Here is a 25,508-nt window from a genome sequence, read left to right as displayed (position 1 = left end):
GCAACAATGAAGAACGGCGCCTTCACGGCGCCGTTTTTCATTGTTGCAGCATATCTGTGTGTTTTTCGCGCATCGTCTCAAGTTGCCCTTGCAAGCATGCTAATAAATCGGTGCGTGCAGGCAGCGGCAGCTTGTCCGAAAAACTGATGGCATACTGGGGCTGGTCGGCCGCATATTCGATGCCGAATTGCATTTTTTTACCGGCGACAAAGTGCTCCAGTTGCTCGATGGCGGCAGGCAGGGGTACGGCGCCGGTCAGGTAGCCAGGCTCGTCGGTCTGCGTTGCCTGCGTGCGCATGGCCTTGCCCTGGTCGGTGGCAGCCAGCCAGAATCCCGTGGGGCCCGGCAGTTTCGGCTGGAGTTGTATTGGCCGCACATCGAGCTGGCTGATTGGTAGGCTGTTCCTTCCCGCCTTGACACTGCCCCGCAATGTCGACGTTGAAGTGAGCAGCAGGAACTCGTGTCTTTCCAGATTTTCCCCGGTCATCACCGTCGCGGTCAGCTTGATGCCGCATACGTCAAAGCCCGCTTCGGCGCGCTCGATGATCGGGTGCATGCTGACCTGCCTGGGTGTGACGAGCATTGCCGACAGCGCGGGCGCCGACAGGAAAAGTGGCGCGGCAAGCGCGCACCATCGAACAAAATGCATGGATGTCCTTTTTTTGAGTGCCGGGTGGATGGGCTGATCCACCCAGCGATAACGTCGGCTTACTGAAACGCTACTTCCGCAAAGCTGCGCAATTTCCGGCTGTGCAAGCGGTCCACGCCCTGGCGACGCAGCAGTTCCACGGCGCGGATGCCGATGCGCAGGTGCTGGTCGACTCTTTCGCGGTAGAAGTGGTTGGCCATGCCGGGCAGCTTGATCTCGCCGTGCAGCGGCTTGTCGCTGACGCACAGCAGGGTGCCGTACGGCACGCGGAAGCGGAAGCCGTTGGCGGCGATCGTCGCGCTTTCCATGTCCAGGGCGATGGCGCGGCTCTGGCTGAAGCGGCGCTCCGGCGTGCGCTGCGGCAGCAGTTCCCAGTTGCGGTTGTCCGTGCTGGCCACCGTCCCCGTGCGCATGATGTGTTTCAAATCATGCCCCGTCAGCTGGGTGATTTCCGCCACCGCCGTTTGCAGCGCCTGCTGGATTTCCGCCAGCGGCGGGATCGGCACCCACAGGGGCAAGTCTTCGTCGAGCACGTGGTCTTCGCGCACATAGGCATGCGCCAGCACGTAGTCGCCCAGGCTTTGCGTGGTGCGCAGGCCCGCGCAGTGGCCCAGCATCAGCCAGGCGTGCGGGCGCAGCACGGCGATATGGTCGGTGATGGTCTTGGCGTTGGCCGGTCCCACGCCGATATTGACCATGGTGATGCCGCTGCCGTCGGCGCGCAGCAGGTGGTAGGCGGGCATCTGCGGCAGGCGCGGCGGCGCGGCGCCCAGCGCATCCTCGCTTTCCACCGTCTGGCCAACCCGGCGCGTGACGACGTTGCCCGGTTCGACAAAGGCGACGTAGCCGTCGTCGTCTGATGGCGCGGCGGCGTCGGGCGCGCGGTCCATCATGGCGTGGCCCAGGCGGATGAATTCGTCGATGTAGAACTGGTAATTGGTAAACAGGACGAAGTTCTGGAAGTGTTGCGGCGAGGTGCCGCTGTAGTGGCGCAGGCGCTGCAGCGAGTAGTCCACGCGCGGGCCCGTGAACAGGGCCAGCGGCTGCGCTTCGCCGTGCGCCGGTTCGTGCGTGCCGTTGGCGATGCCGTCGTCCATGGCCGACAGGTCGGGCAGGTCGAACAGGTCGCGCATGGCCAGGCGGCGGCCCGCGTCCATATTGCCTTCGATATGGTCATGCTCGGCGAACGAGAAATGCACGGGAATCGGCTGCGCGCTGACGCCCACTTCCAGCAGCACCTTCTGGCCCCGGTTATGGTTTTTCAGCAGCAGGGTGAACTGGTCGAGGTAGTAGTCGCCAAACAGGTCGGGGCGCGTCAGCGTGGTTTCGAACACGCCGGGGCCGGCGACGAAGCCGTAGGCCAGCGGCGAGTCGGCGCGCGCCACGGTGTCCGTCTGGATGCGCACGAAGGGGTAGCAGGCGCGCACGCGCTCGTGCATGTCTTCGCCGGCGACAAAGCGCTGTAGCGCATCGCGCAAGTGTTCGATGCTGCTGCGGTAGATGGCTTGCACCTGTTCCAACGCCAGGCGTGGATCGTCGAAGCGGGAGGAGGCGATGAAGGGGGGCGTAAGCAAGCGGATTCTCCTTGTAGCGGTTCGTGCATACCATTGTAAGGCAGCGGGGCAACTCTTGTCGGCGCATCTGGGGGCGCTTGACGGATTCAAATAGAATCTGTATTCTATTTGAATGGTCAGACTTGCTAAATTCAACGAAAACAACTTCATCGACAGCGCGATCGCCGTCGCCGCCCAGTGCGGCGTGGCTGCAGTGTCGATGGCCGCCATCGCCGTCAAGGCCGGGGCGCCCATCGGTTCCGTGTATCACCGCTTCGATTCGCGCAATGCCATCCTGGCGCGCGCCTGGCTGCGCGTGAAAAGCGACTTCCGCGAGGAAGTGGCCAGCCGCTGGCTGGGCGGCGACACCTGGGCCGGCGTGCACGGCTTGCTGGACTGGTGCCGGCGCAAGCCCGTGTACGCGCGCTTCCTGCTGCAATGCGCGGACAGTCCTGACTTCAACGGTGGCATCAGCGAGGAGCTGGCCGCCGCCGTGGAAGAGGAACAGGCGGCGCTCGATGCCTGCTTCGCCCGCTGCGCCGAAGCCATGCCGTCCACCACGGAGCTGGGCCTGGATCACATGCTGCTCAAATTCGTGCTGATCGACGCTCCCGTGGCCGTCGTCAAGCCTTACCTGACGCAGGAGCGGCCGATACCGGCCAGCGTCGACGCCATGCTGCGCGCCTCGCACGATGCCGTGCGCGGCTGGGCCGCCCATACCACCCCACATTGACAAAGAAAAGAATCCCCATGCGCTATTCCACCCAGCTTGAACACGGCAAGAAAATCCCCCTGCACGATGAAGAAGGCTTCATCGGCATGCGCGCGGCCGGCCGCATCGCCGCCGACACGCTCGACTACATCACGCCTTTCGTCAAGCCGGGCGTCTCGACGGCCAAGCTCGACGCCCTGTGCGAAGAATTCATGCGCGCCGCCGGCGCCATCCCAGGCACCATCGACTACCACGGCTACAAGCACGCCAGCTGCATCTCCGTCAACCACGTGGTCACGCACGGCATCCCGTCGGACACCAAGATCCTGAAGGTGGGCGACATCCTGAACATCGACGTGACGCCGAAGTTCAACGGCTGGTTCGGCGACACCAGCCGCACCTTCAAGGTGGGCGCCGTCTCCATCCTGGCCAACCGCCTCGTCAACACGGCGTACGACGCCATGATGGCCGGCATCCACACCGTGCGTCCGGGCGCGACCCTGGGCGACGTGGGTGCCGCCATCGAGGCGGTGGCCAAGGCGCAGGGCTTTTCGTCCGTGCGCGACTTCTGCGGCCATGGCGTGGGCCAGGTCTTCCACGACACACCGCAAGTGCTGCACTATGGCCGCGCCGGCACGGGCATCGTGCTCGAACCGGGCATGATCTTCACGATTGAGCCGATGCTCAACGTGGGCAGCTACCAGGTTAAGGTCTTGCCGGACAAATGGACGACGGTGACGAAGGACCGTTCGCTGTCGGCGCAGTTCGAGCACTCGCTGGCCGTGACGGAAACGGGCTTTGAAATCTTCACCCTGAGCGGCTTGCCGGACCCGCTGGTCTGACCATGGAGGCGGCCAGTGCCAGCCTGACGCGGCGCCTGCTGGACAGGCACCGCCACGCGCCGGAGGACGCGCTGCAGCAGGTGGCGCTGGCCGTCCTGCAGCAGGAAGGCATCCGCGACGACAGCGTGCTGCGCGCGGAGCGCATCGCGGCCCTGTCGCCGCCCGTCGCCGCCATGGTGATGCTGGCCGAGTGGCTGGCCTACGTGGAGTGGGAGGGCTTCGACAGTGCCCTGTACGCGAATATCGATGCGGTGGCGGCGCTGATCGCCGGCCAGCTGAACCTGCCGGAAGTGGCGGGCAATTTGCTGCAGGCGCGCGACGCGGCGCAGTTCGCCGCGCAGCGCCCCGCGCTGGCCCGGGCATCGGTCGTGTTCATCGAACGCCATATCGCGCTCTTTCCACGGTAGCGGCCTGGGTCTTACAATGGCGGCAAGCACTGTTGCCCCATTTTGAAGACTTCCGCATGAGCGATTTTCCCGAAGATATCTACACCGAGCCGTCCGCCGACGTGCACACCCTGAACAACCTGGGCCCCTTGACCGGCATGGCCGGCGTCTGGACGGGCACGCGCGGCCTGGACGTCAAGCCGAAGGCGGACGGCCCGCGCAAGCAGGCCTTCGTCGAGCGCATCGAACTGCAGCCGATCGACCCCGTCACCAACGGCCCGCAGCTGTTCTACGGCCTGCGCTATTACATCCACATCACCAAGCCGGACCAGGTCAAAACGTATCATGAACAGGTGGGCTACTGGCTGTGGGAGCCGGCCACGGGCGCCGTGATCCAGACCCTGGCTATCCCGCGCGGCCAGATCGCCATGGCCTCGGGCACGACGACGGCGGACGCCACCAGCTTCGAACTGGTGGCCAGGCGCGAGTCGACGGCCTACGGCATCTGCTCGAACCCCTTCCTCGAACACGCGTTCACCACCGTCGAATACCGCATCAAGGTCGACATCCACGCGGACGGCACCTGGGGCTACGACGAGGACACGGTCATGCTCATTCGGGGCAAGGACGAGCCGTTCCACCACACGGACCGCAACCTGCTGACGAAAATCGGCGAGCCGACGCCGAACCCGATGGCCTTGCAGGCACTGGCCGCCGCCGCAGCAGCTTAAGGCTTGCCCTGGGCCACGGCCTTGATCGCGCGCTCCTCGCCCATGGCGGCGGCGATCTTCCAGCGCTGCATGGCGCTGGCGCGGTCCGGGCGTTTTAATCCCGCGCCTTCCCAGTCCATCAGTCCCAGGTTGTAGATGTCGCCCGCGCTGCCCTTGTCGGCGGCCAGGGTGAACCATTTGCGCGCTTCCTTGTGGTTGACGGGCATCTGGTAGCCGCGCACGTTGTACAGGCCCAGCAGATGCATGGCCTGTGCATTGCCCTTGCCGGCCGCCTGTTTCAGCAGGTCCAGGCCGCGCGCCATGTTGCGCGGCTCCTGCCAGCCTTCGGCCAGCATCACGCCCTTCGCCGCCAGCGCGTAGCTGTCGCCCTTGACGAGCCCCTTGCCGATCAGGGGCTTGGCCGCCACCTGGCGCGCTTCGCGCTGCTGCGCCGTCGGCGCCGTGACGGGGCCGCCCTGGCCTTCGCCCATCAGCAGCATCCAGCCATACAGGCCATATGCGCCCGCGTCGCCCTTGCCGACCAGGCTTTCCAGCATGGCCAGCGCCTGCACCTTGTCGCCGTTTTCATACAGCTTGACGGCGTTGGCGCTGCTCGCATCCTGCGGCACGGCGGCCGGCGCATGGGGCGCCACCGGCACCGAGGCCATGGCCGCCTGCTGTGGCGGGGCAGGGGCGCGCACGCGCATGGGCAAGGCATAGCTGGCGGCCAGCACGGCCAGGCTGGCCGGGGCGAGTATCAGCACCTGGGCCAGCTGGTTGCGGCGGCCCTTGCCGGCGATCTGCATGGCGCGCAGCGCCTGCTGCTCGCCGCCCAGCGCTTCACTGAGCACGGCTTTCACCCTGCGGTTGAACAGCCAGTAGCCGGCACCCGTGACGAGCAGGCCGGCCAGCGCCGCCATGCCGCGCCCGGCGAAGAACCAGGTGACGATGGCGGCGGCCAGGGCCGCCAGTGCGCCCTTCCACCAGAATTGCTTGGCCAGCCGCGTGTAGACCTGGCGCAGGGCGCCCAGCACGCAGGTGCGTACATTCTGGGCATAGTCGGCGGAGACGACGTCGACGTGGGCGTGGTCCGCTTCGCCGCTGAGCACCGCTTCGATCACGTCCGCATTCAGTTCCGAGGCGGCCACGTCGCGCAGCGGCGTGAGCAAGCCTTGCACGTGGGCCGAGAACAGGCCGTCGTCGGCGCTGCCGGCCAGCGCGTCGCTGAGGGCCTTGAGGTCGCCGCGCAGCAGCTTTTCCACGATGTCGTCCAGGGTCAGCCAGCGCAGGTCCGTGCCGTACGCCACCAGCTGGTGCTTTTCGCCGTTGCACGCGGCGTCCAGGCGCACGATGCGTAGCTTGGCCGCATACAGGGCGTCGACTTCCTGCGGCTGGTCCTCATTGTAAATGCTCACTTTCGCCAGGGCGAGGCTGCTGGCAATCGCCGCCAGTGAGTGCACGCTCTCCTTGTCGCGGATGCGGCGCGCGTCGTCGGGCGCCTGCTTGGGCAAGCTGACGCTGTAGCCGGGCGCCACGTGCACGTCGATCCACGCCGCCTTGCCCACCTTGCCGGAACCGTCGCAGGGGTTGCAGAGCAGATCGCCGACGCCGCTGCAGGTGCGGCACGTGATGCTGCCGCTGGCGCGGCAGGTGCCGCAATTGATGTTGCCGGAGCCGTGGCAGGTGTTGCACGTGACCTTGCCGAAACTGCAATGGTAGCAATTGCGGTGTTCGGTGCGGTATTGCGTGCGCGTCTCGCTGTGGTAGCTGGTGTGCGAGCTGCCGTTGCTGTAGGTGGTAGTGGGCACTTGCACCGTCACGTAATCGGTGACTTGCTCGGCCACCGTGCCGCTGCCGCTGCAATACGAACACGACACCTTGCCGCTGCCGTAGCAGCCATAGGCGTCGCAGCTGACGGTGCGCCCGCCGTGGCAGCTCCAGCACGTTTCCGTCGTCGCGCCGTGGCAGGTATGGCAGCCGATGCGGCCCTTGCCATGGCAGTTGCTGCAGGTGTCCAGGTGCCAGTGCTTGACGGTGTGCGGCAGGTAGACGCCCGCCGCGACGCCGTTGTAGGCCTGGCCCGGCTGGCGCAAGGTATTGTCCAGCTTGGCCGCCGCGCGGCGCAGGCGCTCCTTTTCCTGCGCGTGAGCGAGCGCTCCCACTTCATGCGCGCCGCAGCGGCAGTCGCCGCCCGACGGGGTGAAGTAGCCGTTGATGACGCGCTGCTCGAAGCGCGCTTCCAGCGCGTAGTTGGCTTGCAGCGAGAATTCCTGCAGTACGTCTTCCTCGGCCAGCGGCGTGATGTCGTGCGGCTCGAAGCGTGTCTTGTCCTGCACCAGGGTGCGCAGCTTGCCCAGCACCGTGGGCGCGTCCGCTTTCTCCAGGCGGATGGGCGCCGGCGCCGCCACGGCCGTCTCTGCTACCGGAGGCGCATCCTCGCTGCCTGGGGTTTCACGGGCCGTTTCAGTGCTGGCATTCATGCGCGTCCTTTTGCTCTCTGGAAAGATGTTTGAATTTTAGCATCCCCATATGACAAGGCGGCTACCCCTGGGCCCCTTTTTCAGCGCATGCCGCGGCGGAACTGGTCGGGCGTGCCGCCGCCCTGGCGGCGGAACATGGCGATGAAGGCGGAGGCCGTGCTGTAGCCCAGTTCCAGCGCGATCGCCTGCACCGTGTCGCCCCGTTCCAGCAGCGGCAGGGCGGCCAGGAAACGCTGGCGCTGGCGCCATTCGCCGAAGGGCATGCCCAGTTCGCGCTGGCAGCGGCGCGCCAGGGTGCGCTCGGTCACATGCAATTGTGCGGCCCAGTCCGCCAGTGAGCGGTTACTGCCCGGCTCGGCCTGCAGGGCGGCCAGCAGGGCCGCGATGACGGGCTCGTCGCTGCCGGGCAGGTAGTTGCGGCTGCACGGCGCCAGCTCCAGTTGGTCGACCAGCACCTGCGCCAGGTGCCGGTCGGCGGCGCTGGCGGGCGTGGTGACGTTTCTTTCGGCGAAGTCGCCGAGGATGGCTTTCAGCAAGGGACTGAGCACCAGCGCGCACGGCCGGGCCGGCAGCCGGGCGCACAGGCTGGCGTCGATATACGCCGAGTGGAAGGTCACGTCCTGGCGGATGTAGCCGTCATGCAAGGTCTCGGGCGGTATCCACACGGCATACTGGGGCGGCGACAGGTAGCGCTGGCCCGCCACCATGATTTCCATCACGCCCGTGGAGCAATACGTGAGCTGGCCCCAGGGATGGCTCTGGTAATCGAACTGCTGGTGCGCGTGATAATCGTCGAGGCGAAAGTACACGGGATAGGGCAGGGCGTCGGAAACGGCGGGGAAATGCTGGTTGCTGGCCATGGTGCCTCCTGTTTTGTCCGGTTCTTCGCATCGTTTGTCCGGTATTCATTATATCCATGGAATCGGACCATGCGAAAATGGCGCTCATTGAATCGTGGAGTCCTTGCATGAAAGCCAAGCATTATCTGTTTCCCGTGATCGCCGTGCTGATCTGGGCCATCAACACCATCGTCAGCAAGCTGGCCGTGGGCGTGATCGACCCGGCCGCCATCTCCTTCTACCGCTGGCTGCTGGCCGGCGTGCTGCTGGCGCTCGTGTTTGCCCGCCCCGTGTGGAAGCAGCGGGCCGTGGTGAAACCGTATATGGGGAAACTGTTTGTGCTGGGCATGCTGGGCATGGTCATGTACCAGTGCCTTGCCTATATCGCCGCGCAGACGACGACGGCCACCAACATGGGCATCCTCGCTTCCCTGATGCCGTTGCTGGCCGTCGGCCTGTCCGTGCTGCTGCTGGGCGAGGCGGCCACCGTGGGCGGCGTCTTCGGCGGCCTCGTGTCGCTGCTGGGACTCGGCTACCTGCTCAGCCATGGCGAGCCCGCCGCCCTGATCGCCCATGGGGCGGCCGTCGGCGATGGCCTCATGCTGCTGGCCTGCCTGTCGTATGCGGGCTACGGCGTGCTGCTCAAGCGCTGGAAGATTCCCCTGGATAACTGGCACTCCCTGCTGATCCAGGTCTGGTGCGCCGTGCCCGTGCTGTTCGTGTATTACCTGAGCCAGTCCGCGCCGCCCGTCACCAGCGCCGGCCTGCCGCTGGTGCTGTTTGCCGGCATCCCCGCCTCCGTCATCGCGCCGTTCCTGTGGATGCACGGCCTGGCCAAGCTGGGCCCCAGCCGCGCGACGACCCTGATGAATTTATTGCCCGTGTTCACCGTCATCATCGCCATGCTCTTCCTCGGCGAAACCCTGCATGGCTATGACGTGATCGGCGGCGGCGTGACCCTGCTGGGCGTGGTGATGGTGCAAACCCTGAAGCGCCCCCTGCGCCGCCGTGCCGCAGCCTGAGTTCAGGCCGTAGGTTTGCGTGGTATCAATGTTTGCAAGGCATGCGCCAGCTCCTCGCGCCGCACGGGCTTGAGCAGGACGTGCGACACGCCGGCCGTGACGGCCTTGGCCGCCATCAGCGGGCCGCCGTAACCGCTCAGCAGTATTAGCGGCAGGCCGGGGTGCCGGCTTGACAGGGTCTGCGCCAGCATGGTGCCGCTCATGCCGGGCATGACTTCGTCCGTTATGACCAGCGCATACTGTTGCGGCGCCGCCAGCAGCGCCTGCAGGGCCGCTTGCGGGTCCGTGTAGCCGACGGGGGCATAGCCCAGGTCGGCCAGCATTTCCAACAGCATGGCCACCAGGTCGGCATCGTCGTCGATGACCATGACGGCCTGGCCGGCACCGGGCGGCGCTTCCGCCGCGGAAGGCTGCGCGGCGGCGCCCGCGTATTCCGGGAAATACAGGGTAAACAGCGCGCCGCGCCCGGGCTGGCTGGTGACATCGATGGCGCCGCCAAATTCCGTCACCACGCCATGCACGACCGCCAGTCCCAGGCCAGTGCCCGACTGCGCCGCGCGGGTGGTAAAGAATGGTTCGAACAGATGCTCCATGACGCCGGGCGACATGCCCGCGCCTTCGTCGGCCACGCCCAGCGCCAGGTAGCTGCCCGCGTCGAGCCGGCTGTGCGACAGGATGCGCGCCTGCACCATGTGCACCTTGCGCAAGTCCACCGTCAGGGTGCCACCGCCCGGCATGGCCTGGATGGCGTTCGTGCACAGGTTCATGACGGCCTCGAACGCTTGCGTGGGATCGCCGTTGAGCTGCGCGCCGGCCGCCTGCAGCTGGCGTTTTACCTCGATGCCGGCCGGCAGCGCGCCTGGCAGCATGGCCAGCACTTCCTCGACGATGGGTTCCAGCGCGAACGGGGTGGAGGCGCGCGCGCCGCCGCCGCTGAAGCTGAGGATGCGCTCGACCAGCGTCTTGCCGCGCAGGGCCGCCTTGATCACCATGTCCAGGTGGCGCCGCTGCGCGCTGCCCGGCACGGCCGCATCCTGCGCCATCTCGCCATAGCCGACGATGGAGGCGAGCACGTTGTTGAAATCGTGGGCGACGGCGCCGGCCAGCACGCCCAGCGAATTGAACTTGCTGCTGCGTGCCTGCTGCGCCTGCAGCGCCTGCTGGGCCAGGGCGCGGCGGCCGTTGGCGCGCACGATCAGCCACGCCGCGCCCGTGATCACCAGCAGCAGGAACACCACCACCAGCAGGACGATGCGCACGGCCTGGCGCCAGCCCACGAGCATCACGCCCAGGTCGCGCGTGAGCACCACGTCCAGGCCGAACTGCTGCAGGCTGTGCATGGCCACCAGGCGTTCGCTGTCGTCGCGGAAATGGCGCACGGCGGCGCTGCGCATGGCGGCCAGGCGCCGCGCCAGGTCCGCCTCGGTGGCGTGCGGCGTGGCCACGATGGCGCCCGCCAGGCGCACGCCGTCCTTGCGGAAGACGGCCATGCGCGCATCGGGCGCCGGCGTGGCGACGGAAAAGGCGCCCAGCAGCATGTCGGCCGGCAGGGCGGCGACGATCCAGCCGCCGTCCTGCTGCGCCTGGGCCGGATAGCGCATGGCCAGCGCCACCATCGACGGGGCGTGCGCCGGCGCGGGCGCGGCAAACGGGCGGCTGACGGCGACCTGCCCGGGCTGCAGGCTGTCCGTGGCGGGCGCAAACGTGGCCAGGGGCGGCGGCGCGGCCGCTTCGGAGGCGGCCAGCACCTTGCCCTGTGCGTCGAGCAGCCACAGGGTCTGCACCAGCGGCAGCAGGTCCGCGTGCGTCTTCAGGATGCGGCCGGCCAGGGGACCCGAGGTGGGCAGGCGGCCTTCGCGCAGTTCGACCTGCATGGCGCGCAAGCCTTCGTCGATGCCCTGCAAGCCCCGCCCGACCTCGGCGGTCAGGGCCAGCGACAGCAGGCGCAGCTCGCGGCCCTGCGTGTCGATGGCTTCGCGGCGCAGGTGCAGCAGCGACAGCGCGGCGACAAGCACCACCACGGCGCCAAGGATGGCTACCAGCACCACGGGACGGCGCAGCAAGGGCACCGGTTCTGCTACGATATCACTCATAATAGGCATGCATTCCCCGTCCCTACCCTTGCAGTCAACCACGATGGCCACCCATGAACCACACTGTCGCTCCCCATATCCTGATGCTCGACGACGACGCCGCCATCTGCGAACTGGTGGCCGAATACCTGGGCAATAACGATATGCGCGTCAGCTGCGTCCATGCGGGGCGCCAGATGTTTGCCGCCTTGCAAGAGCATGCGGTGGATCTGGTGCTGCTGGACTTGAAGCTGCCCGGCGAGGACGGCTTGCAGCTGGCGCGCCAGCTGCGCGAGCAGGCCGCCGTTCCCATCATACTGCTGACGGGGCGCAATGAGGAAGCGGACCGCGTCATGGGCCTGGAACTGGGCGCCGACGACTATGTGACGAAGCCGTTCAGCCCGCGCGAATTGCTGGCGCGCGTGCGCGCCGTGCTGCGCCGCTACCAGGTGCAAGCCACCTTGCCCGAGCGCGACGGCAGCCGCCGCGCCTTCCGCTTCGCGGGCTGGGAGCTGAACCTGCGCACGCGGCGCCTGACGGCGCCCGGCGGCACGGTGGTGGAACTGTCGAACGGCGAATTCAGCCTGTTGAACGCCCTGTGCCGCGCGCCGCAGCGCGTGCTGAGCCGCGACCAGCTGCTGTCGCTGTCGCGCCTGCACGAGGGTGAAGTCTACGACCGCTCCATCGACGTGCAGATCCGCCGCCTGCGGCTCAAGCTGGAAGACGATGCGACGGCGCCCCGGCTGATCCTCACGGAGCGGGGCGCCGGCTACCGCCTTGCCAGCGACGTCGATACCCTGTACTGAGTACCTCAATGGGCGCCCGCCGGCGCCGTGGCGCGGCGCGCCTGCAGCCGCCGCAGCAGGACGCGCACCAGCATGGCCGCCGCCGCGGAACCGGCCAGCGCGGGCGAGGAGCACAGGCTGCCGGCCACGCCTTCGATGGTTTCCGCGCTGACTTGCTGCACGAATTCGACGAGGGTCACGATGTCGCTCGAAGGCAAGTCATGCGCGTCTTCCAGCCGGATGTGGCCGCTATCGTGTTCACCCCGGTACCACAGCCGGGCAAAGGTGCCGTTGGCCACGGCCGCCAGCGACAGCAGTCCCAGCGGCTTGAGCATGCGCGCCAGCAGGCGGCTCTGTTCCGAAGCGGGCATCTCCGCATACAGGGCGCCGACCAGCTGGGCCACCTGCTGCTCGTCTTCGCCTGAGGCGGGCGGCAATGTTGTCGGCTGCACATCAGTATGCTTGGGCTGCATCGTGTTCTCCTGTGGATGGCGCGAAAAGGGGCGCGCTGCCAGCATTCTTGCGCGCAAGCCCGTCCATGCCATGTCAACGGCGGCGCACCAATATGTCATCTGTAACATGGCGCCCCCCGCCGTCAGTGCGCGCGGCTGGCGCCGGCGTCAGGCCGAGGCGCCGCATCGTGGCCGGCCGGCGGCTGGACGCTGGCCTGGGCGGCCTGCTGGACCAGTTCATCGGCGGCGTAGTAATCGCCCGCCACGGTGAAGACCAGCCACAGCACGATGGCCGTGGCGGTGAGGGCGACGAGCGCAGACAGGGCGTGCGAGCCGGTGCTGCTGATGTGAAAGTCTTGGTTCATGGTAATTCTCCTATGCTTGCATGCGTTCCAGCCACGGTGAGGTCACGCGAGGCCGCGGCAGCGTCAGAAGCGGCGTCCGTGATGGAAGCCGCCGCCGAAATGGGGCGCGAAGGCGATGGCCGGCCGGCCGAAGCCCGCATAGCCGTAGTAGCCGTACGGCGCGTACCAGCCGAAGTCGGGCGCCAGCACGGGCGTGGTGACATACACGGTGCTGGTCGCGGGAACGGCCACGGGCAGGGCGGGCAGCAGCGGCTGGTCTTGCGGCGCAGCCTGCGCCGGCATGGCGTCGGCGGCCGAGACATTCACGGCGATGCGCGTGCCCGGGTCCTGCGGTACGCGGGCCTGGTAGCGCTGGCCCTGGTATTCATAGGTGACGTCGTAGCCGATCACGCGGTTCTCGCTGCGGCTGGCGTTCTGGCAGAGGACGCCGCTGATCAGGCGCGGCGGCGTATTGGCCGCCTCGATGTTGTTGCCGGTGATGGCGCCGGCCACCACGCCCAGGCCCGTGGCCAGGGCGCGTCCCGCGCCGCCGCCGATGGCATTGCCGGCCAGGCCGCCGATCAGCGCGCCCGCGACGGCGCCGCCGCCGCTGGTTTCCGGCGGGCTGACCTGCGTCACGTTCTGGCACGCTTGTTGTGGTACGAGCACCTGGGCCATGACGGGTGTCGAAGCAATGACGTTGCCGTACTCGCCGGCCAGCGCGGCACCGCACGCGCCGGCCAGACAGACGGCAAGCAATGGGATCCTGGTTTTCATGATGAGCCCCTTTCGAAGATGGCGGATGCCATGACGACAGCATGCGCCGCCATGGCGGCGGCCATGTGTCGCCTGGCCCGCCGCAGATGTCAAATGACATCTTGCACAGGGGCTGGCCGGCGCGCCGGGGCGGCGTTGTTTGCTATGCTGCGCCTATCGTTGAACTACCTGCCTGGAGCGCGCCATGCCTGCTACACCCTCGATCGACACCCTGCTGGACGAACTGGAAGCGTTCGGCCTGGCCAATGATGCGGCGCATGCGGAGCGCGCCAGCCGCATGCTCAATATCACGCGCGACACGGGCGAGCTGCTGGCCGTGCTGGTGCAGGCGCGCGGCGCCCGCCGCGTGCTGGAAATCGGCACCTCGAACGGCTATTCCACCCTGTGGCTGGCGCGCGCGGCGCGGGCGCTGGGCGGCAGCGTCGTGACGGTGGAAAAGGCGCAGGACAAGTTCGACATGGCGCATGCCAACTTTGCGCGGGCGCAATTGCAAGGGGTGGTGGGCCAGTTGCTGGCCGACGCGGGCGACGTGCTGCGCGATGCGGCTGACGGCGCCTACGATTTCATCTTTCTCGATTCGGCGCGCCAGCAATATGCAGCGTGGTGGCCGCAGCTGGACCGGGCGCTGGCGCCCGGCGGCGTGCTGGTGGTGGACAACGCCAGTTCGCACTACGCGGACATGGCGGGTTTCCTTGACGCCATCCGCGCCGACGACCGCTACACGGCCTGTTTGGCGACGGTCGGCAAGGGCGAATTCATCGCCGTCAAGGCGGGCAGCCAGTTAATTATTCAGCAATGATCGCCGCTTCCAGCACGCGCACCAGCGATTCCACGCCTTGCGCGTCGACATCGTCGAAGCGGCCCGTCAATGGGCTGTCGAGGTCGAACACGCCGATGATCTGGCCGCCTGCAAACACGGGCACCACCAGTTCCGAGCGCGAGTTGACGTCGCAGGCGATATGGCCGGGAAACGCATGCACGTCCTGCACGACGATGGACTTGCCTTCGACCACGGTGGTGCCGCACACGCCGCGGCCCTTCTTGATGCGAATGCAGGCGGGCTTGCCCTGGAACGGGCCCAGCACCAGTTCCTCGCCCTTGAGGAAATAGAAGCCGGCCCAGTTCAGGCCCGGCATGGTGTTGAACACGAGTGAACTGAAATTGGCCGTGTTGGCGATGAAATCGCTCTCGCCCGCGAGCAGGCCCTGCAGCTGCGAGCGCAGGTCCGCGTACATGGCTTGCTTGGCTGCGGGAGTGTCGGTGGCGTAGGCGGCGTCGCTGATGGTAAACGTCATGGTCATGGCGGTAAGGGTGGGGAAGCCGCTATGGTAGCGCGTCTGGCGCGCGCGCGTGCGGCGTCAACGTTCCAGCTGCTGCGCCGCCAGCCGGCGCAGCAGGGGCAGGGCCGCGTGGGCGTGGCCGGGCTGCCAGGCCAGGCCGATGCCGGCCGCCAGTTCCTCGCCTTCGGCCAGTTGCCGGTAAGCCACACCCGCCAGGCGCAGGGCGCGGAAGGAGTCGGCCAGCAGGGCCATGCCCTTGCCGGCCGCCACGTCGCCGAGCAGCACATGGTGGTCCACGGCTTCGCGCAGGAAGACGGGCGCGAAGCCGTGGCGGCGGAATACTTGCTGGCAATGGTCGAAAAAGGCGGGCTGGCGCGCCCGCTCGAACCAGTACACCGGTTCCTGCGCGATATCAAACAGGCTCAGCTTGCGCTTCCGTGCCAGGCGGTGTCCGGCGGGCAGGGCCAGCATCATGGGCTGGCGCGCCAGCGGCTGCACGGCAAGCTCGAAGGTGGCGCTGGGCAGGGCGAGCAGGGCCGCGTCGAGCTGGCCCTTGCGCAGGGCCGCGACCAGGCGCGGCGAGGGCGCCGACGTCAGTTCCAGGCGCGTATCGTGCAACGCTCCCTCCAGTGCCGCCAGCAGGGGGCGGAACAGGCCCGCTTCCACGGAACTGGTCAGGCCCAGGCGCAGGCGCGCCGGGGCCGCATCGCGCGGCAGCGACGCTTGCGCCGTCTCCAGCAGGTCGAGGATGTGCAAGGCTTGCGGCAGCAGGGTGCGGCCGGCGGGCGTCAGGGCCACGCCCTGCGTGTCGCGCTCGAACAGGCGCGCGCCCAGCCTGTCTTCGAGCAGCCGGATGGCGCGCGACAGGGGCGGCTGGGTCATGTGCAGCTGCTCCGCCGCCTGGCGGAAGTTCAGGCAGCGGGCGACGGCGCAAAACAGCTGCAAGGCATGGGTGTCGAGGGTTCTCATACCAGAAAGGTATCACGAAATCGCACCTTCCCTTGCCGGCCGGCGCGGCCCAGACTGGCGGCATTGCCACTTGAGGGAGATCTACATGCAACTGCAACAACGACGCATCGGCAACAGCGGTTTGACCAGCTCGGCACTGGGCCTGGGCTGCATGGGCATGTCGGAATTCTATGGCGTGACGGACGAGACGCAATCGCTGGCCACGCTGGAGGCGGCCCTGGCGGCGGGCGTGACCCTGTTCGACACGGCCGACGCCTACGGTTTCGGCCACAACGAGCAATTGCTGGGACGCTTTTTACGAGGTCATCGCGGCCAGGCCCTGGTCGCCACCAAATGCGGCCTGGCCCGCGAGGCGGGCAGCTATGCGCGCCGCGTCGACAATTCCCCCGCCTACATCCGCCAGGCTTGCGAAGCATCGCTGGCGCGCCTGGGCGTGGAGGCCATCGACCTGTTCTACCTGCACCGCCTGAACCTGGACACGCCGCTGGAAGAATCGATGGGGGCGCTGGCGCAACTGCGGCAGGAAGGGAAAATTCGCGCCGTGGGCCTGTGCGAAGTGAGCGCGGCCACCTTGCTGCGGGCGGCGGCCATCTGCCCGGTGGCGGCCGTGCAGAGCGAGTATTCGCTGTGGACGCGCGAGCCGGAGCAGGGCGTGCTGGCCGCCTGCCGCGCCGTGGGCGCCAGTTTCTTTGCCTACAGCCCCCTGGGCCGGGGCTTCCTGACGGGCGCCATCACCGACCTTGCCAGCCTGGAGGCGGGCGACTTCCGCCAGTTCAATCCCCGTTTCGCGCCGGACAACCTGGCGCGCAACCAGGCCATCGCCGGGCTGGTGCGGCAGATGGCGCGCGACAGGGGCTGCACCCCGGCGCAGCTGGCGCTGGCCTGGCTGCTGGCGCAGGGCGACGACATCATCCCCATTCCCGGCACCCGGCGCATCGCTTACCTGCATGACAACCTTGGCGCGCTGGACGTGCGGCTCGATGCCGCGGAGCTGGCGGCGATCAGCGCCGCCTTTCCGTTGGGCATGGCGGCAGGCGCGCGCTACACGGAGGAGGGCATGAAGGGCGTGGATGCCTGAAAAAAGCTGTCCCAGTGTACGCCAGCGTACCTACATGGCACTTTTCCTGCGGGAGAATTCCCCGCGATCTGCTAGCATTCTGGCTGGCTCTCCTTGCCCGCGGCAGGGCGGGGGCCGGCCAGCACAGCAGAGGGAAGGGTGGATGTCAAATTGCTAGATGATGATATTTTCGATATCGAATTGAAGTTGTTGCTTGAAGGAATCCTGCTGCGGTACCAGCATGATTTCCGCGATTATTCGGTCGCTTCCCTGCGCCGGCGCATGCGCCAGGCCATGGAGCGCTTCGGTTGCGCCAGCCTGTCGCAGTTGCAGGACCGCATCTTGCATGAACCCGCGGTGTTTGCGCAGATGCTGCAGTTTTTCACGGTGCAGGTCAGCGAGATGTTCCGCGATCCCGCGTACTTCCGCGCCCTGCGCGAAAAAGTCGTGCCCATCCTGCACACCTACCCCTCCATCAAGATCTGGGTGGCGGGCTGCAGCAGCGGGGAAGAAGTGTGGTCGCTGGCCATCTTGCTGGACGAGGAAGGCTTGCTCGAACGCAGCATGATTTATGCGACCGACATCAATGTCGAGGCGCTGGCCGCCGCCGAAGCGGGCATCTATCCGGTCGAGCGCATCGCCCAGTTCAGCGAGAATTACCAGTTGGCGGGCGGCAAGCGTTCGCTGTCCGACTATTACACGGCCGCCTACAAGGGCGCCATCTTTGACCGGCGCCTGCGGCGCCAGTTCGTTTTCGCCGACCACAGCCTGGCGACCGATAGCGTGTTTTCGGAGGTGCACATGGTTTCCTGCCGTAACGTGATGATTTATTTCAATAAAGACTTGCAGGACCGCGCCCTGGGCCTGTTCCACGACGCGCTGGTAAACCGGGGTTTCCTGGGCCTGGGCATGAAGGAAAGCCTGCATTTCAGCCGCCATGTGGCCAGCTTCCGCGAGCTGTGTCCGGCTGAAAGAATCTACCAGCGTGCCTGACGCCATGCTGCCCGACGCGCTGCGCACCCTGCCGGCCTGCGAGGTGATGCCGCCGCCCGCCGGCCTGCGCCTGGTCGCCATCGGCGCCTCGGCCGGCGGCGTGGAGGCGCTGGGCGTGCTGTTGCGCGCCTTGCCGGCCGGCTGCCGCGCGGCCGTCGTGGTGGTGCTGCACCTGGCGCCGGGCCGCTCCAGCCAGTTGCCGCAGTTGTACGCGGAGCGCTGCCAGCTGCCCCTGCGCGAGGCGCAGGACAAGGAGCCGCTGCAGGGGGGCACCGTGTATTTCGCGCCGCCCGACTATCACCTGCAAGTCGAGCCGGACGGCTGCTTTTCGCTGTCGCAGGAAGCGCCCGTGTATTTTTCGCGCCCGTCCATCGACGTGCTGCTGGAAACGGCGGCGCTGGCCTACCGGCGCGCCATGCTGGCCATCATCCTGACGGGCGCGTCGGCCGACGGCGCGGCGGGCCTGGCGCGCGTGCGCCAGCTGGGCGGCAGCGCCTGGGTGCAGGACCCGCAGGGCGCCAGTTGTGGCATCATGCCGGCCGCCGCCCTGCGGCGCGCGGGCGCGGACCGCGTGCTGGATCTGGCGCAGATGGCAGCCAGCCTGGCGCTGCTGGACAATGGCGGGCACAAGTGAATGGGAGCACGGCAGTGCGTGTAATATAGATGCAAAAATCGATGCAAAGCCTGAAACAAACTTATCCATATCGAAACACGATGGCATTCTGCCGTTGCGATGCCTGAAGATGACCCCGTGACCGCTCCTATCCATATTCTCGTCGTTGACGACATCGCGCAAAACCTCATCGCCGCCGAAGCCGTGCTGGCGCGGCCCGGTATTGTCATCCTCAAGGCCAGCTCGGGCGCCGAAGCGCTGGAACTGCTGCTGACGCATGAAGTGGCCCTGGCCCTGATCGACGTGCAAATGCCGCAGATGGACGGGTTCGAACTGGCCGAGCTGATACGCGGCAGCGAACGCACGCGCAGCATTCCCCTGATCTTCCTCACGGCCGCGTCGCGCGAGCCCAGCTACAGCTTCCGCGGCTACGAGGCGGGCGCCGTCGATTTCCTGTACAAGCCCATCGACGTGAAGGCCCTGCAAAGCAAGGTGGCGGTGCTGGTGCAGCTGTACCAGCAGAAGCGCGAACTGTCGGCCCAGCTCGACGAACTCAAGCATGCGCTGCACCTGAATGAACTGTTCACGGCCGTTCTGGGCCACGACTTGCGCACGCCGCTGTCGGTGGTGATGAATGGCGCCATGCTGCTGCCGATGATGAGCGACCATCCGAAAGTGGTGGTCACGGCGCAGCGCATCGAAAGCAGCGCCAAGCGCATGGCGCGCATGGTCGATCAGCTGCTGGACCTGGCCCGCATCCGCTCGGGCACGATGGAATTGCGCAGCAGCATGCACGATTACCTGGCGCTGGCGCGCGCCATCGTCGACGAGTTCGACACGGGGGCGCAGGCTGCGCCCGTCGAAGTGAGCAGCATCGGCGAGCTGCACGGGCAATGCGACGCGGGCCTGCTGTCGCAAGTCATCTCGAATCTGCTGTGCAATGCCATCACGCATGGCGAGCCGGGCGCGCCCGTGCAACTGGCGCTCGATGGCCGCGCCGCCGACAGCATCGAGTTGCGCATTGTCAATCGCGGCGTCATTCCCGCCGCCCTGCTGCCGACCCTGTTCGAACCCTTCCAGCAGGCGGGCGAGAAGCGCCGGACGGGCCAGGGCCTGGGACTGGGCCTGTACACGGCCAACATGTTCGTCAAGGCGCATGGCGGCACGGTCGAACTCAGTTCGACGGCCACGCAGGGCACGGTGGCGACGGTGCGCATTCCGCGCCAGTGCCAGGTCCGCGTGCAAGCCGGCGTGGCGGCGCCATGAGCCAGGCGTCGTGGCCGCGCGGCGGCGGCATCATGGGCGACCTGGTGCGCCAGCACGACTGGTCCGCCACCGCGCTCGGCCCGCTCGAGGGCTGGCCCGCCAACCTGCGCACCAGCGTCGACATCGTGCTCAATTCGCCCATGGCGATGGTGCTGATGTGGGGGCCGCAGCACGTGATGGTCTACAACGACGACTACGTCAAGATCGCTGGCGCGCGCCACCCGCAGGCGCTGGGCGGCACGGTGCCGGCCGTGTGGCCCGAGATCTGGGACTGGAACGCGCGCATCCTGGAAGCGGGCCTGCGCGGCGAGACGCAGGTGCACCGCGAAAGCTGTCTGCCGCTGTTGCGCAATGGACAACCGACGGACGTCTGCTTCGACCTGTTCTATACCCCCGTGCATGGCGCGGACGGCCGCGTCGACGGCGTGCTGTGCACGGCGCTGGAGTTGACGGCGCGCATGGAGGAGGGACGCCAGCTGAAGCTGGCCACGGCGGAACTGGGCGAACTCAACGCCAGCCTGCAGGCGGAAGGCGAGGCCGTGCGCGCCGCCAACCGGCGCCTGGGCGAGGAGCGGGCCCTGCTGCGCGCCCTGTTCCAGCAGGCGCCCAGCTTCATGGCCATGCTGCGCGGACCGCGGCACGTGTTTGAACTGGCCAACGAGCACTATCTGCGCCTGGTGGGACGCCCCGAACTCGAGCTGCTGGGCAAGCCTGTCGCCGTCGCCTTGCCGGAAGTCAAGGCGCAAGGCTTCATCGACCTGCTCGACGAGGTCTACCGCACAGGCGTCGCCTACGAGGGACGCCAGGTGAAGGTGGACCTGCAGACGGCCGATGGCCGGACGGGCGAGCGCCAGGTCGACTTCGTGTACCAGCCCATCAAGGATGACGAGGGCAAGGTCACGGGCATCCTCGTCGAAGGCATCGACGTCACCGAGCGCATGGAAGGCGAGGAGCGGCTGCGCCTGGCGCAGCAGGCGGGCGGCATCGGCACCTTCGAATGGTTCCCGGAAACGGGCGCGATGGTGGTGTCGCCCACCTTCCGCCGCCAGTGGGGCATTGCTGACGGGCAGGAAATCACGCAGCAGTTGCTGGTGAGCCTGGTCGACGAGCGCGACTGGAAGAAGGTCGGTCCCAGCAAGCTTGATCTGGCACAAAATCCGCTCGAATACGTGGAGTACCGCGTGCGCCGGCCCGTCGATGGCGCGGTGCGCTGGATCGCGCGCCAGGGCGAAGTGGTGCCCGGTCGCGTGCCGGGGCAGCGCCGCTACGTGGGTGTCTCGTTCGATGTCACGGAACGGCGCCGGATCGAGGATGAACTGATGGCCAGCCAGGAGCGCATGGCCGCCATCTTCGGCCAGGCGTCCGTGGGCTTGTCGGAACTGGGCCTCGATGGCCGCTTCCAGCGCGTGAATGGCGCCCTGTGCCGCATGCTGGGCCGGTCGGCCGAAGAGCTGCTGAGCCTGAACATGAACGAGATCCTGCATCCCGATGACGTGCCGGGCAACACGGTGCTGTTCCAGCGCCTGGTGGAAACGGGCGAGTCGTTTTCGCTGGAGAAACGCTACCTGAAGCCTGACGGCTCGCAAGTGTGGGTGTCGAGCAATGTCAGCCGCCTCGTGGACGAGCAGGGCCACACGCGTTCCTTGATCGCCGTCAAGACGGACATCACGGACCGGCGCCGCGTGGAAAAGGCGCTGCATGAATTGAACGAAACCCTGGAACACCGGGTCGAACAGGAAGTGAGCGAGCGCACCAAGGCGGAAGATGCCTTGCGCCAGGCGCAGAAGATGGAAGCGGTGGGCCAGCTGACGGGCGGCATCGCGCACGACTTCAACAATGTGCTGCAAATTATTTCCGGCAACCTGCATTTACTGCAGCACCTGGCCGGGGGCGATGGCCTCATGCGCCAGCGCCTCGACACGGCCATTGCCGCCGTCGAACGGGGGGCCAAGCTGTCTTCGCATCTGCTGGCGTTTGCGCGGCGTCAACCGCTCAAGCCCGTCGTCGCCGACCTGGCCCGCGTCGTGCGCAACATGGATGCGCTGCTGCGGCGCGCCTTGGGCGAGGCCATCGATATCGTGCACGTGGGCGGCGGCGGGCTGTGGAATACCCTCGTCGACCGCAGCCAGATCGAGAACGTCATCCTCAACCTGGCCATCAATGCGCGCGATGCCATGGATGGCGTGGGCAAGCTGACCATCGAGCTGGGCAACGTCGTGCTCGATGAACATTATGTGCACAACCTGGTCGACGTGCCGGCCGGCCAGTACGTGATGCTGTCCGTCACCGATACGGGCCACGGCATGAGCGGCCCCGTGCTGCAGCGCGCCTTCGAGCCCTTCTTCACCACCAAGCCCGAAGGGGCGGGCACGGGCCTGGGACTGTCGATGGCCTACGGCTTCGTCACGCAAAGCCGCGGGCATATCCGTATTTACAGTGAACCTGGCGTGGGCACGGGAGTCAAAATCTATTTGCCCCGCTCCCTGATGGCCGAAGCGGACGAGGAAGTGGAATTGAGCGGCGTCGTCACGGGCGGCACGGAAACCGTGCTGGTGGTGGAGGACGACGTGGGCGTGCGCACCACCGTCGTCGACATGCTGGGCGCGCTGGGCTACAAGGTGCTCAAGGCCGAGGATGGCGAAAGCGCCCTGGCCGTGCTGCACAGCGGCGCGCAGATCGACCTGCTGTTTACGGACGTGATCATGCCCGGACCCGTCAGCAGCACGGACATGGCGCGCCAGGCACGCGAGTTGCAGCCCGATATCGCCGTGCTGTTTACGTCGGGCTATGCGCAGGATGTCATCGTGCACGAGGGACGGCTCGATGCGGGCGTAGAATTGCTCAGCAAACCGTACCGGCGCGAAGAGCTGGCGCGCAAGCTGCGCCATGTGCTGGCCAACCGCCAGCAGCAGTTGCGCGCGCGCCAGTTCGAGCTGGCGGGCACGCCAGGGCTGGACTTGACGGGCCATGCACCGGAACCGCAGGGCGACATGCCGACATCCATGAAGATACTCGTGGTGGAAGACAACCTCGATTCGCAGCTGATGGTCTGCGAACTGGTGGGCATGCTCGGGCATACGGTGAGTGGCGTGTCCGACGGCGAGTCCGCGTGGCAGTTGCTAAGCGAGCAAGACTTCGATATCCTGTTTACGGATGTCAGCCTGCCCGGCATGTCCGGCATCGCGCTGGCGCGCATGGTGCTGCGCGACAAGCCGGGCATGCGCATCATCTTTTCCACCGGCTATGGCAAGGAATCGATGGATGAACTGGGCTTTTCCGCCAGCGTCCTGCGCAAACCGTATGACTTGATGGAGCTGCAAGCGGCACTCGACCAATCCTGACACGGCGCGCGCCATCCCGGGCCTGCCTGTCTCACCCTGCAGAGGCAAGCATGACCCCTGAACTGACGATGCTCGGCTGTACCCTCGTGCTGGCGCTGGTGCAAATCCTCCTGCCGGCCCTGTTCCGCACGCGCGAAACGGGGCCTGAATACAATATGGGCGCGCGCGACAGCGCCGGTCCGCCCGTGGGCAAGATCACGGGCCGCTTGCAGCGGGCCCAGGCCAACCTGTTCGAGACGCTGCCGCTGTTCGCCGCCGCCGTGCTCATCGCCCACGTCACGGCGCAGGAAAGCGCGCTCACGCTGTATGGCGCCGCCCTGTACCTGGCCGCCCGCGTGCTCTACCTGCCCCTGTACGCGTTCGGCGTGCCCGTCGTGCGCACGCTCGTCTGGTGCGTGTCGATCGCCGGCCTGCTGATGCTGTTCTGGGCCATCCTCTTCGCTTCCTGAAGTCCTACGCGGGCTGTAGCGGACGTCCTATGGCGGGGCGCCAGGCCCGGCCGTAAAGTAGCTGCACCCTGGCGCCCTGGCGCCGGGAACGCGGTTGACCTTTCGGACTTTATCAGGATGGCAATGATGAATGGTGCAACAAAGCAATCCGGCCAGGCCGGCCAGCCGGGCAAATCCGGCAAACACATACAGCGCCTGCTGCGCGCCGTCTTTGGCGTTGCCCGCCTGCGCGACGGCCAGCAGGAAGTCATCGACAGCGTGCTGGCCGGCCAGGATACCTTGGCCATCATGCCTACCGGCAGCGGCAAGTCGCTGTGCTACCAGCTGCCCGCCGCGCTCCTGCCCGGCGCCACCCTCGTGATATCGCCGCTGATCTCGCTGATGAAGGACCAGCTGGAAAAGCTGCATGCGCTGGGCATCACGGCCGTGCAGCTCAACAGCAGCCTGTCGCGCGCGGACGAGGACGCGGCCCTGGCCAGCATCGCGCGCGGCGGCAAGATCATTATCTTTTGCACGCCGGAAAGGCTGGCGATGCCGGAGTTTCTCGCCCTGCTGGCGCAGGCGCCGCCCGTGCTGGCCGTCATCGACGAAGCCCATTGCATTTCCCAGTGGGGCCATGATTTCCGCCCCGCCTACCTGGAAGTGTCCGCCGCCCTGCGCGCGCTGGGGCGCCCGCCCGTGCTGGCGCTGACGGCCACGGCCACGGAAGAAGTCATCGACGATATCCGCGCGCAGCTCGACGCGCCCCGGCTGCACGTCGTCAACACGGGGATCTACCGGGCCAACCTGCGCTACCGCGTGATCCAGGTCACCAATGCCGCTGAGAAACAGGATGCAGTGCTGCGCCTGTTGCGCGAGACGCCGGGCGTGGGCATCGTGTATGCGGCCACGGTGAAGGCCGTCGAGGACCTGACGGCACGCCTGGAAGAGCTGGGCGAGAGCGTCACCTGCTACCACGGCAAGCTGGCGGCGCGCGAGCGCCGGCTCCACCAGGAACTGTTCATGGGCGGCGAGCGCCGCATCATGGTGGCGACGAATGCGTTCGGCATGGGCATCGACAAGCCCGACACGCGTTTCGTGATCCATCTGCAGGTGCCCGCCAACCTGGAAGCGTATTACCAGGAATCGGGTCGGGCGGGGCGCGATGGCTTGCCCGCCGACTGCACCTTGCTGTATTTCCAGGAAGACAAGCGGGTGCAGCAGTATTTTCTTGCCAAGCACTATCCCACGGCCGCGGAACTGGCCGCCATCGTGGCGGCGGCGCAGGACTTGCCGGCCACCTTCCGCGCCGACGCCCTGCAATCGGCCTTGCCGGCGTTGTCGGCGGGCCATTTGAAAGTCTGTTTGAAACTGTTGAAAGACGGCAAGCTGCTGCGCCAGGACCGCAAGCTGGGCTACAGCCTCAAGCCGCCATCGTCCAGGGCCGCCAAGGCGCCCACGTATGCGCAGCTGGCGCAGGTCTATGTCGACAAGCAGGAGCGCGACAAGGAGGCGCTCGAGCAGATGGTGGCGTATGCGCAAAGCGGCTTTTGCCGCTGGAAATTGCTGCTGGAGTATTTTGGCGATGCGGGGGACTTTGAACGTTGTTGCACCTGTGATAATTGTCTGTCGCCGCCGGCACTGGCCACGCCCATCGTCCTCGACGATGCCGCCGAGGCGCAGGCGCCAGCCGTGCCCGCCGAGCCCCTGATCGCCGTCGGCAGCCGCGTGCGCGTGCCGCGTTTCGACATCGGCACCGTGCTGTCCGTGGCGGGCGACCAGGTGACGATCGCCTTTCCGGAAAACACCACGCGCACCTTCATGGCGGAATTCGTCGCGCCTGCCTGACCTTGACGCCAACGTGCGCTGTCGAACAAATGATCTGGCGCAAGCCTGCCACACTGCAAGCATTCCAACGCGATTTCAAGTTCGGGGGTG

At 67.0% G+C, this 25,508-nt stretch carries 24 protein-coding genes; 14 read left to right on the top strand and 10 right to left on the bottom strand.

The window, feature by feature from the left end; all coding sequences use genetic code 11:
• Nucleotides 1-37: 37 nt before the first annotated feature.
• Both AC07VL_RS15815 and AC07VL_RS15810 read right to left on the bottom strand, forming a co-directional pair.
• Complete coding sequence (locus AC07VL_RS15815; protein WP_494806702.1) at nt 38-649, bottom strand: hypothetical protein; 612 nt, start codon at nt 647-649, stop codon at nt 38-40.
• Between the two features lie 59 nt (nt 650-708).
• Nucleotides 709-2,223 (bottom strand): AMP nucleosidase, encoded by a 1,515-nt coding sequence (locus AC07VL_RS15810; RefSeq protein ID WP_494806701.1) that lies wholly within the window; start codon nt 2,221-2,223, stop codon nt 709-711.
• 112 nt (nt 2,224-2,335) lie between these two features.
• On the opposite strand from AC07VL_RS15810, the gene AC07VL_RS15805 reads away from it, so the two are divergent.
• The 4 genes from AC07VL_RS15805 to AC07VL_RS15790 are packed head-to-tail and all read left to right on the top strand — an operon-like array spanning nt 2,336 to nt 4,873.
• Entirely contained in the window at nt 2,336-2,935 is a 600-nt protein-coding gene (locus tag AC07VL_RS15805) for a TetR/AcrR family transcriptional regulator (RefSeq protein ID WP_494806700.1), read from the top strand.
• A 17-nt stretch (nt 2,936-2,952) separates the two neighbouring features.
• On the top strand, nt 2,953-3,756 hold the full coding sequence (gene map, locus AC07VL_RS15800) for a type I methionyl aminopeptidase (RefSeq protein ID WP_494806699.1): 804 nt from the start codon (nt 2,953-2,955) through the stop codon (nt 3,754-3,756).
• A gap of 2 nt (nt 3,757-3,758) precedes the next feature.
• Entirely contained in the window at nt 3,759-4,163 is a 405-nt protein-coding gene (locus AC07VL_RS15795; protein WP_494806698.1) for a hypothetical protein, read from the top strand.
• 56 nt (nt 4,164-4,219) lie between these two features.
• Nucleotides 4,220-4,873 (top strand): FABP family protein, encoded by a 654-nt coding sequence (locus AC07VL_RS15790; protein ID WP_494806697.1) that lies wholly within the window; start codon nt 4,220-4,222, stop codon nt 4,871-4,873.
• Here AC07VL_RS15790 and AC07VL_RS15785 read toward each other — a convergent pair.
• Both AC07VL_RS15785 and AC07VL_RS15780 read right to left on the bottom strand, forming a co-directional pair.
• A complete protein-coding gene (locus tag AC07VL_RS15785; protein ID WP_494806696.1) occupies nt 4,870-7,332 on the bottom strand; it encodes a tetratricopeptide repeat protein in 2,463 nt (820 codons plus the stop codon). The two genes, AC07VL_RS15790 and AC07VL_RS15785, sit on opposite strands and share 4 nt — an antisense overlap.
• Before the next feature lie 80 nt (nt 7,333-7,412).
• A complete protein-coding gene (locus AC07VL_RS15780) occupies nt 7,413-8,192 on the bottom strand; it encodes an AraC family transcriptional regulator (RefSeq protein ID WP_494806695.1) in 780 nt (259 codons plus the stop codon).
• 107 nt (nt 8,193-8,299) lie between these two features.
• On the opposite strand from AC07VL_RS15780, the gene AC07VL_RS15775 reads away from it, so the two are divergent.
• On the top strand, nt 8,300-9,193 hold the full coding sequence (locus AC07VL_RS15775; RefSeq protein ID WP_494806694.1) for a DMT family transporter: 894 nt from the start codon (nt 8,300-8,302) through the stop codon (nt 9,191-9,193).
• Nucleotides 9,194-9,195: 2 nt separating this feature from the next.
• Here AC07VL_RS15775 and AC07VL_RS15770 read toward each other — a convergent pair whose 3' ends face one another.
• Nucleotides 9,196-11,286 (bottom strand): ATP-binding protein, encoded by a 2,091-nt coding sequence (locus tag AC07VL_RS15770; RefSeq protein WP_494806693.1) that lies wholly within the window; start codon nt 11,284-11,286, stop codon nt 9,196-9,198.
• A 53-nt stretch (nt 11,287-11,339) separates the two neighbouring features.
• Between AC07VL_RS15770 and AC07VL_RS15765 the strand changes: the two genes are divergently transcribed.
• Nucleotides 11,340-12,071, top strand: a complete 732-nt coding sequence (locus AC07VL_RS15765) for a response regulator (protein ID WP_494806692.1) — start codon at nt 11,340-11,342, stop codon at nt 12,069-12,071.
• 5 nt (nt 12,072-12,076) lie between these two features.
• On the opposite strand, the gene AC07VL_RS15760 is transcribed toward AC07VL_RS15765, so the two are convergent.
• The 3 genes from AC07VL_RS15760 to AC07VL_RS15750 all read right to left on the bottom strand — a co-directional run bounded on the left by AC07VL_RS15760 (nt 12,077) and on the right by AC07VL_RS15750 (nt 13,623).
• Nucleotides 12,077-12,523, bottom strand: coding sequence for a hypothetical protein (locus tag AC07VL_RS15760; RefSeq protein WP_290603370.1), 447 nt, complete (start codon nt 12,521-12,523; stop codon nt 12,077-12,079).
• Nucleotides 12,524-12,645: 122 nt separating this feature from the next.
• Nucleotides 12,646-12,867, bottom strand: coding sequence for a hypothetical protein (locus AC07VL_RS15755; RefSeq protein WP_494806691.1), 222 nt, complete (start codon nt 12,865-12,867; stop codon nt 12,646-12,648).
• Nucleotides 12,868-12,930: 63 nt separating this feature from the next.
• A complete protein-coding gene (locus AC07VL_RS15750) occupies nt 12,931-13,623 on the bottom strand; it encodes a glycine zipper 2TM domain-containing protein (RefSeq protein WP_494806690.1) in 693 nt (230 codons plus the stop codon).
• A gap of 184 nt (nt 13,624-13,807) precedes the next feature.
• On the opposite strand from AC07VL_RS15750, the gene AC07VL_RS15745 reads away from it, so the two are divergent.
• Nucleotides 13,808-14,422 (top strand): O-methyltransferase, encoded by a 615-nt coding sequence (locus AC07VL_RS15745; RefSeq protein ID WP_494806689.1) that lies wholly within the window; start codon nt 13,808-13,810, stop codon nt 14,420-14,422.
• Here the strand turns inward: AC07VL_RS15745 and AC07VL_RS15740 are convergent.
• Both AC07VL_RS15740 and AC07VL_RS15735 read right to left on the bottom strand, forming a co-directional pair.
• The gene (locus AC07VL_RS15740; protein WP_494806688.1) at nt 14,409-14,918 is read right to left on the bottom strand and encodes a GAF domain-containing protein; all 510 of its coding nucleotides are present in this window, start codon (nt 14,916-14,918) and stop codon (nt 14,409-14,411) included. The two genes, AC07VL_RS15745 and AC07VL_RS15740, sit on opposite strands and share 14 nt — an antisense overlap.
• Before the next feature lie 63 nt (nt 14,919-14,981).
• Nucleotides 14,982-15,872, bottom strand: a complete 891-nt coding sequence (locus AC07VL_RS15735; RefSeq protein WP_494806687.1) for a LysR family transcriptional regulator — start codon at nt 15,870-15,872, stop codon at nt 14,982-14,984.
• Between the two features lie 85 nt (nt 15,873-15,957).
• Here AC07VL_RS15735 and AC07VL_RS15730 point away from each other — a divergent pair, with 85 nt between their 5' ends.
• From AC07VL_RS15730 to AC07VL_RS15700, 7 genes are all read left to right on the top strand, one after another.
• Nucleotides 15,958-16,950: an aldo/keto reductase gene (locus tag AC07VL_RS15730; RefSeq protein ID WP_494806686.1), complete on the top strand. Its 993-nt coding sequence runs from the start codon at nt 15,958-15,960 to the stop codon at nt 16,948-16,950.
• A 150-nt stretch (nt 16,951-17,100) separates the two neighbouring features.
• Nucleotides 17,101-17,922 (top strand): CheR family methyltransferase, encoded by an 822-nt coding sequence (locus AC07VL_RS15725; RefSeq protein ID WP_494806685.1) that lies wholly within the window; start codon nt 17,101-17,103, stop codon nt 17,920-17,922.
• 4 nt (nt 17,923-17,926) lie between these two features.
• A complete protein-coding gene (locus AC07VL_RS15720) occupies nt 17,927-18,556 on the top strand; it encodes a chemotaxis protein CheB (RefSeq protein ID WP_494806839.1) in 630 nt (209 codons plus the stop codon).
• A gap of 117 nt (nt 18,557-18,673) precedes the next feature.
• Nucleotides 18,674-19,801, top strand: coding sequence for a hybrid sensor histidine kinase/response regulator (locus tag AC07VL_RS15715; RefSeq protein WP_494806684.1), 1,128 nt, complete (start codon nt 18,674-18,676; stop codon nt 19,799-19,801).
• Complete coding sequence (locus AC07VL_RS15710; RefSeq protein WP_494806683.1) at nt 19,798-23,142, top strand: hybrid sensor histidine kinase/response regulator; 3,345 nt, start codon at nt 19,798-19,800, stop codon at nt 23,140-23,142. The genes AC07VL_RS15715 and AC07VL_RS15710 overlap by 4 nt, the downstream gene beginning before the upstream one ends.
• A gap of 50 nt (nt 23,143-23,192) precedes the next feature.
• Nucleotides 23,193-23,591, top strand: a complete 399-nt coding sequence (locus AC07VL_RS15705) for an MAPEG family protein (RefSeq protein ID WP_494806682.1) — start codon at nt 23,193-23,195, stop codon at nt 23,589-23,591.
• A gap of 126 nt (nt 23,592-23,717) precedes the next feature.
• Nucleotides 23,718-25,418, top strand: coding sequence for a RecQ family ATP-dependent DNA helicase (locus AC07VL_RS15700; protein ID WP_494806681.1), 1,701 nt, complete (start codon nt 23,718-23,720; stop codon nt 25,416-25,418).
• The last annotated feature ends 90 nt before the right edge of the window (nt 25,419-25,508 follow it).

The sequence above is a fragment of the Janthinobacterium sp. GW821-FHT03C08 genome (assembly GCF_059420905.1).
This window is presented reverse-complemented; position numbering and strand designations above follow the sequence as displayed.